The following is a 7,350-nucleotide window of genomic DNA, read 5'->3' as shown; positions in this document are numbered from 1 at the left end:
GGTCGTCGCGGCGATCGTCGCGGCGGTGATCGTGCCCACGTCGGTCGCGGTGGACGATGACGTTCTGGCGGTACCAGCCGTCGTCGACGAAGTACACCGGCGTGCCGCAGGCGCGGTAGCGGTAGCAGCTGTGGCGCCAGTCGCGACGCTCCTGTGGCGGCACCCACAAGTAGACCGGCTCGGCGCGGTAGGCCGGGCGGCCGATGACGACCGGCTGCGGCGCGATCAGCACCGGCGTCGGGTACCGGCCCACGTCCACCCGGCCGTAGAAGCCCGGCTGGCTGAAGCCAATCGAGACGCCGACATCGGCCGCCCGGGCCGCCGGGAAGGTGGCCATTGCGGCCAGGCCGACGAGGGCGGGGGCGAGCCAACGTGTGATGGTGTTGTGGTGGGTGTTCATGGTGCTCTCCTGGTAGGTCGCGGCGCTGCCGCTGCCTCAGTGGAACGTGCCGGCAGGCGCCGCCGTTGTCAGCGCGGCAGCGCCGACCGTGTAGGACAGGCGGAAGGCGCGCCAGCATGCGGCTTTGTCCTACACGTCGGCGCCCGCCCTGCCGACGTTGTCGAGCAGCCCTGGGTCCGAAGCTTGCCCGTCCTGTCGACGGAGCAAGCATTGATGAGCGAATCCACGGCGCTGTCGGCCGCCGAACTGGCGCTGGCACAGAACGCGCGCTTTCTGGAGCGCTGCAGCCGGCTTGCCGGCGTCGGCGCGTGGGAGTGGCAGGCCGACACCGAGAAGCTGACGTTGTCGGACTCCGCCTGCGAGTTGCTCGGGCTACCGGTCGGTCAGGTGCCGACCCTGGCGACGCTGCTGCAGCGCTTCGGTCCCGATGGTGCAGCCATGTTGGATGCCGCCCTGCAGCGTGCTGCGAGCGAGGGACAGGGCTGGGATGTCGAGCTCCCCTGCGATGCGCCCGCGCGTCGCGTGCTGCGCGTCGTGGGCCGGCGCGACGGGGACGATGCCGGCCGCCGCGTGGGTGTCGTCATGCTGGACGTCAGCGAGCCCGCCGAGGTGCGTGCTGAGCTGGAGCGCACGCTGGATCGCCTGGATCTGGCCACGCACAGCGGCGGCATTGGTGTCTGGGAACTGGACCTGCATTTGGGCCAAGTGGCCTGGGACGACACGATGTGGCGGCTGCATGGCGAGATGGCGCACGGTCAGCTGGTCAGCATGGCGCGCTGGCGCCGGCGCCTGCACCCGCAGGATCGCGCGGCGGCCGCCCGGGCCGTGCGCGAGGCTTTGCGAGGCGGGCCGCAGCTGGAAGGCGAATGGCGGTTCTGCTGGCCCGACGGCAGTGTCCATGTGCTGCGCGGCTCCGGCCGGGTGCTGCGTGATGCCGCCGGCCGGCCGCTGCGCCTGTCGGGCGTGTGCTGGGATGTCAGCGAGGCGCGGCGGCTGCGGCAACAGCTGGAGGAGCAGCATGAGCTGTTGGAGGTGACGCTGCAGTCCATCGCCGACGCGGTGCTGACGACCGATGCGTTGGGGCGTGTCACCTGGCTGAATCCCGTGGCCCAGCGGCTGACGGGCTGGTCCGCTGCCGATGCGCTGGGCCAGCCGGCTGGCCGTGTCTTCGTGGCCCAGCATGAAGAGAGCCGCGAGCCGCTGGGCGACGCGGTCCAGCGTTGCCTTGCGAGTGGCCGCCCGGCGCGCCTTCCGGCAGGCGCCGTGCTGCTGGGGCGCGACGGCGGGCTGCGGGCGGTGGACGACTCGGTGGCACCCATACGCAACGCCGAGGGCCGTGTGCTGGGCGCCGTGCTGGTCTTTCGAGACGTGACGCAGCAGCGCCGTCAGTTCGACGAGATCCGCTGGCGTGCCAGCCACGATGGCCTGACCGGCCTCGTGAACCGCGTGGAGTTCGGCCAGCGTCTGACGCGCACGCTGGAGCGCGCCCGGCGCGACGGCAGCCAGCATGCCTTGCTTGCCTTCGACCTGGACCGCTTCAAGCTTGTCAACGACCACTGCGGCCATGCCGCCGGCGATGAGGTGCTGCGCGAGGTGGCTCGGCGGCTGGAGTCGGGTGTGCGCGGACGTGACACCGTGGCTCGCCTGGGCGGCGACGAGTTCGCCGCCATCCTGGAGAACTGTTCGCTGGACGAAGCCCTGCATGTGGCACAGAAGCTCTGCGACGCCATGGACCAGTACCGCTATGTGCACGGCGAGCAGCGGTTCCGCATCGGGACCAGCATCGGCGTGGCGCCACTGGATGCGCGCTGGCCCGACGCGGACACGGCGCTGCGCGAGGCCGATGCATGCTGCATGACGGCCAAGGAGCAGGGGCGCAATCGCGTGCAGCTGTGGGCGCCCGACGATGCCGCGCTGCGTGCTCACCAGAGCGAGCACCGGTGGGCCACACGGCTGCAGCAGGCGTTGGACGAGGACCGCTTCGAGCTGGATCTGCAGCGCGTGCTGCCCGCCCAGGGCGAGGACGACGGGCGACTGCGCGGAGAGCTGCTGCTGCGTCTGCGTGAGCGCGACGGCAGTCGTGTGATGCCGAGTGCCTTCATGCCGGCGGCCGAGCGCTTTCATCTTGCGCCACGGCTGGATCGCTGGGTGCTGCGCCAGGCCGTCGAGCTGCTGCAGCGTGCCGATGTGCCGGCGATCGCGTCACTGTGCATCAACGTGTCGGCACTGACGCTGCAGGACACGGCCTACCATCACGAGGCGCGGGCGCTGCTGACCGTCCTCGGCCCGGCTCGCGCGGCCGCGCTGTGCTTGGAGATCACCGAGACGGCCGTCATCACCCAGCTCGAAGAGGCGGCGCGCTTCATCAAGCAGATGCAGGCCCTGGGGGCGCGTATCGCGCTGGACGACTTTGGCGCCGGCTCGTCGTCTTTCAGCTACCTGAAAGTGCTGCCGGTGGACCTGCTGAAGATCGACGGTCAGTTCGTGCGTGCTCTGATGACCGACCCGCTGGACCAGGTAGCCGTGCGCAGCTTCGTCGATGCGGCCCGCACGTTGGGCCTGACGACGGTGGCCGAGTGCGTGGAGACGCCGGAAGTGCTGCGGGAACTGGTGCGCCTGGGCGTGGGCGAGGTCCAGGGTTTCTTGCTGCACCGGCCGCAGCCACTGGCCGACGTGCTGGCCGGGGCGGCGGAGGCCCAGCTGGCCTAGGGTTCGCCGGGTTTCACGGGTTGGTCGTCGGCGGCAGGCCGTGCGCTGGGTGCGGCCTGGGCCACCACTTTGGTGTCGACGGGCGGGTGTTCGCTGCCGTCCGCCACGGCGCGCATGGAAACCTGCAAGCCGCGCGATAGTTGGTGCTGCCAGTCTTTCAGCGTCTCTCCGGCGTGGACCATGGCGTTGCTCAACTGCACGTCCAGGGGCCGCGGGTCGTCGATGAGGTTCAGCCCCGCGCTGGCACCCACTGCGCAGACGGCGGCGATGAGAACCAATGCAGGCCGCTGCCGACTTTGCAGGGGTGGCGAGATCGAATCGGCGTCGCGCGACACCACGGTGATGTCGGGCAGGAGCCTTTGCGCGGGCATCTGCTCCCGCCAGCCTTCGGCATGCAGGGATTTCGGGAATTGCATGGCCCCTCTCCTTGGGTGCGTCCGTGACGCGCTGACCCGAGTTTGGGTGGCGTGCAGGCTGCGCCTTGTCGGCCTGCGCAGGCTTGGCCTGTAGGACGGCGTGAAGGGGGAGACGTCAGCGTATCGGTCCGCCCAGGTCGCCCGGGATGGTGACCGAGGGCGGCTCCGGTTCGGGCTCGGGTTCAGTCCGCGGCAGGCGTGCCAGAACCAGCGTGCCGCGGCCCGCGGCGGACAGCAGCTGCAGCGTGCCGCCCAGGCTTTCGATGCGGTAGCGCATGCCGAGCAGGCCATGGTGGCCGGCGCCCACGGCCTCGGGGTTGAAGCCCTGACCGTCGTCGCGGATGTGCAGCTGAAGCCAGTCGTCGGCCTCATTCAGCGACACCCGCACATGCTTGGCCTTGGCGTGGCGGAGCACGTTGGTGAGTGCCTCCTGCACGAGGCGGTACAGCGCCAGCCGGCCGGCCTCATTGGTGGGCACGTCAACCAGCTCCAGACTGAGCTGTAGGCCGGAGCGCTGGGCGAACTCCTGCGTCAGGATCTCCAGCGCCGGGATGAGACCGAGGTTGGACAGGGCCGAGGGGCGCAGGTCCTCGATGATGCGGCGCTTGAGCGCGATTCCCTGGTCCAGCAGCTCGCTCATATGCCTGAGGCGCTCGTCGATCTCGGGTGCGTTCGTGCGCGTCATGCGGCGAATGCGCGCGACGTCAAGCTTGGCCGCTGTCAGCAGCGCGCCCAGCTCGTCGTGCAGCTCGCGGGCCAGGTGGGCGCGCTCGTCTTCGCGCACGGTCTGCAGATGGTGGGCCAGCTCGGTCAGCTCGGCGGTACGGCGCGCCACTTCGCCGTCCAGCCGGTCGCGCTCCAGCGCCAGTTCCTGGGCGTGCTCGCGGCGCGCTCGATGCAGGGCCTCATTGCGACGCAGGAAGATCGCCAGGCCGAAGAGGCTGAGCAGCGTCAGGCCGTGCGTGCCGATGCGGCCGTAGGTCAGAGAGCGGAAGACGGCGTCGCGTTCGCTGGCGATTTGCACCAGCTCGTGCTGGTCCAGCTGAGCTACGGCGTCGCGCACTGCCTGCATCTTCTCGCGGCCGATGTCGGACTCGACCAGGCCCTGCCACGCGGTGTCCTGCCCCTCGCGGTAGAGCTTCACGACCAGTTGCAGCTCGGACAGCTTCTCGCTTGCGCGCCGGCTCGCGTCGGCCACGAGCGCCTCCCACTCGGAGCTGGCGTACTGGCCGCGCAACCTGGCCAGCACGCTGGGCAGCTCGCGTTCGGCGAGCTGGATGGGCGCCAGGTAGTCGTCGCGTCCGGTCAGCAGATACCCGCGCTGGGCGGTCTCGGCATCGGTCAGCAGCTCGCGCAGGCGCAGGCCGTCGTTGCGTGCGATGTGGCGGGCCTGGGAAACCCGCAAGGCCTCGTCGGCCCCCCAGTAGGCGGCCTCGCTGACGCCCATGACGGCCGCCGCCGCCAGCGTGGCAAAGCCGACGGCCAGACCGCGATTGCGGCTGGCGCCCTCCAGCCAGGGATCGAGATGACGCAGCATGCGCAGCCGTTCAGCTGGCCGCGGCTGCAGGACGCGCTGAGGAGGCATGTTCGGCCAGTTCGGCGCAATAGCTGATGAGATCGTCGAGCTCACGGCTCTTGTCGAAGACGCGCTCCGCGCCCAGGCTGGCGCAGCGGCGGCGCATCTCCTCGGTGGCGTAGTTGGTGAGCACGACGCGACGGGCCCGCACGCCGAGCTGCTGGGCTGCCTGCAGCACGCCCAGGCCGGTGCCGGAGCGCAGGAAAACATCGACGATGAACAAGTCGGCACTGGCGCCGGGATCGCGCTTCATCCAACGCACGGCGCCCGCCTCGTCGGCGACCGAGCCGACCACCTCCACCTGGGCCAGCTCCTCCAGCGTCGCGATGAGATTCTCAAGGATCACCGGACTGTCTTCGACGATGAAGGCTTTGAGTGCTGGCATGACCCGACGACTGGGGTAGGGGGGATGAGGCCGAAGTATGGACCCCTTCGGCCTGGTGCCGGCAGTGCCGGCAACGCATCGCGTTGTAGGACTTGTCCTAGGGGCCGTTCACGGGACGGCGGCCCATGGCCGTCCGCGTGGAGCGCCCTTCGCGCTCTCAGGAGCCTTGCCGTACGGCGATGTCGTTGCGCACGCCCACGACGCCGGAGGTCTCGCGTGCCAGCTTCTCGGCCATGGATTTCTCCTCATATGACTTGGCGAAGCCGGACAACTGCACAGTGCCCTTCAGCGTCTCGACGCTGATGGCCATGGCGCTGACCGTGGGGTCGGCGGCGAACTTCGCCTTGACACGCGTGGTCAGCGCCGCGTCGTCGACGTAGGCGCCCACGGTCTCCTGATTGCGGGTGACGGCACAGCCGCTGGTGGTAGCCAGTGTGGCCGTGAGGGCGGTGGCAAAGGCGACGGTCAGGATGGACTTGTTGAACATTTGAATCTCCTGTGGTGGGCGACTTCGGGAGTCGCTGGAAACACTATCGCGCCCGGCAAAACCCGTCGACATAGTCCCGCGGCGCGGCCCCGTGTCGGACTCGGCTGGCGCCGATGTAGGACGGTCACTCTCGCGGCCGGCGCACCGGGCTGCTACGCTGGCGGCACTGCCCGTACCAAGCAACCCACCATGATCCGTATCGGTATCGTCGACGACCACGCCATCGTGCGCACCGGCCTGCGCCAGTACCTCTCCGACCATGTCGACCTGCGCGTCACCGGCGAAGGCTCCAGCGGCCACGACGCGCTGGAGATGGCGCGTGGCGGCGAAGTCGACGTGCTGCTGCTGGACATCTCCATGCCCGACCAGAGTGGCGTGGACGCGCTGGCGGCCATCAAGGCCCGCTTCCCTGAGCTCCCCGTGCTCATCCTGAGCGGCTTTCCGGAAGCTCATTACGCGACAACGCTGCTGCGCCAGGGCGCCAGCGGATATCTGAACAAGGAATGCGACCCTGAGGAGATCGCCAACGCCATCCGCCTCGTGTCGCGGGGCCGGCGCTACATCAGCCCGGCCGTCGCCGAGCAACTGGCCGAGAGCGTCGTCGGCGGCTCCGTCTCCGGTGCCGCAACGGACAAGCCGCTGCACGAGGCGCTGTCCGAGCGTGAATTCCAGGTGTTCCTGCGCCTGGCCAAGGGCGAAACGGTCGGGCACATCGCCGAGGCGCTGTTCCTCAGCGTGAAGACTGTCAGCACCTACCGCACGCGCGTGCTGGAGAAGCTCAAGCTGCAGACCAACAGCGACCTGACGTACTACGCGCTGAAGAACGGCCTGATCCAGTAGCAGCGGGCGCTCAAGGTGCTTCGCCCGTGTCCGCCGGGGCCTCGTCGCCCAGTGTCCAGGGCAGAGCCGACTCGTAGCCCAGTTCTGTCTCGTTGGAGGCTGCGGCGGGAGACCACCAGCGTGTCAGCGCCGACCAGACGGCCCGATGCTGATGGGGTTCGGGCAAGGATGCAGGCAGCGTGGCGTCGTGGGTCATGGTGGCCTCCGGTTGTGAGTCGAGCTTCGCGTCGGCCCGCGGTGGCCGATATCAGTCTGCAACGCTGTAGCGTGTCGGAGGCCGCCGACATGCGCGTCTCGCAGCAGAATGCGCGGGTGCTCTTCTTCCGGTCATTGCTGCGCTTGACCCTGACCTGCCTGGCGTTCGTGGCGCTGCCGCTGGCCGCCTGCGAGATGCGGGTGCGCTGGAATCCCGATCCCCCCTACACCATGGGCGATCCCGCCGGCCGCGTGACCGGCCTGCAGGTCGAGCTGATCGAGCAGGCGCTGCAGCGCCTGGGCTGCCGGGCGGTCTGGGTCGAGCTACCCTGGGCGCGCGCC

8 protein-coding genes and 1 pseudogene are annotated in these 7,350 nt (G+C 69.6%); 3 read left to right on the top strand and 6 right to left on the bottom strand.

All coding sequences use genetic code 11. The annotated features are described in order from the left end of the window. Nucleotides 1–400: hypothetical protein (locus VGF12_RS20490; RefSeq protein WP_331177901.1), on the bottom strand; the 400-nt coding region annotated here is incomplete at its 3' end. 213 nt (nucleotides 401–613) lie between these two features. Between VGF12_RS20490 and VGF12_RS20485 the strand changes: the two genes are divergently transcribed. Next, the gene (locus VGF12_RS20485; protein ID WP_331177900.1) at nucleotides 614–3,109 is read left to right on the top strand and encodes an EAL domain-containing protein; all 2,496 of its coding nucleotides are present in this window, start codon (nucleotides 614–616) and stop codon (nucleotides 3,107–3,109) included. Here VGF12_RS20485 and VGF12_RS20480 read toward each other — a convergent pair. The 4 genes from VGF12_RS20480 to VGF12_RS20465 form a co-directional block, all read right to left on the bottom strand. After that, complete coding sequence (locus tag VGF12_RS20480) at nucleotides 3,106–3,525, bottom strand: hypothetical protein (protein ID WP_331177899.1); 420 nt, start codon at nucleotides 3,523–3,525, stop codon at nucleotides 3,106–3,108. The genes VGF12_RS20485 and VGF12_RS20480 overlap by 4 nt on opposite strands. A gap of 115 nt (nucleotides 3,526–3,640) precedes the next feature. Continuing rightward, on the bottom strand, nucleotides 3,641–5,062 hold the full coding sequence (locus VGF12_RS20475) for a CHASE3 domain-containing protein (protein WP_331177898.1): 1,422 nt from the start codon (nucleotides 5,060–5,062) through the stop codon (nucleotides 3,641–3,643). Nucleotides 5,063–5,072: 10 nt separating this feature from the next. Further along, nucleotides 5,073–5,486 (bottom strand): response regulator transcription factor, encoded by a 414-nt coding sequence (locus VGF12_RS20470; RefSeq protein WP_331177897.1) that lies wholly within the window; start codon nucleotides 5,484–5,486, stop codon nucleotides 5,073–5,075. A 157-nt stretch (nucleotides 5,487–5,643) separates the two neighbouring features. Continuing rightward, complete coding sequence (locus VGF12_RS20465; protein WP_331177896.1) at nucleotides 5,644–5,973, bottom strand: BON domain-containing protein; 330 nt, start codon at nucleotides 5,971–5,973, stop codon at nucleotides 5,644–5,646. A gap of 189 nt (nucleotides 5,974–6,162) precedes the next feature. On the opposite strand from VGF12_RS20465, the gene VGF12_RS20460 reads away from it, so the two are divergent. Further along, nucleotides 6,163–6,813 (top strand): response regulator transcription factor, encoded by a 651-nt coding sequence (locus tag VGF12_RS20460; RefSeq protein ID WP_331177895.1) that lies wholly within the window; start codon nucleotides 6,163–6,165, stop codon nucleotides 6,811–6,813. A gap of 10 nt (nucleotides 6,814–6,823) precedes the next feature. Here VGF12_RS20460 and VGF12_RS20455 read toward each other — a convergent pair whose 3' ends face one another. After that, entirely contained in the window at nucleotides 6,824–7,009 is a 186-nt protein-coding gene (locus VGF12_RS20455; RefSeq protein WP_331177894.1) for a hypothetical protein, read from the bottom strand. Between the two features lie 89 nt (nucleotides 7,010–7,098). On the opposite strand from VGF12_RS20455, the pseudogene VGF12_RS20450 reads away from it, so the two are divergent. Continuing rightward, a pseudogene (locus VGF12_RS20450) lies at nucleotides 7,099–7,350 on the top strand (hypothetical protein); the annotation flags it as partial.

The organism is Roseateles sp. (assembly GCF_036404855.1).
Lineage (GTDB): Bacteria > Pseudomonadota > Gammaproteobacteria > Burkholderiales > Burkholderiaceae_C > Pelomonas.
This window is presented reverse-complemented; position numbering and strand designations above follow the sequence as displayed.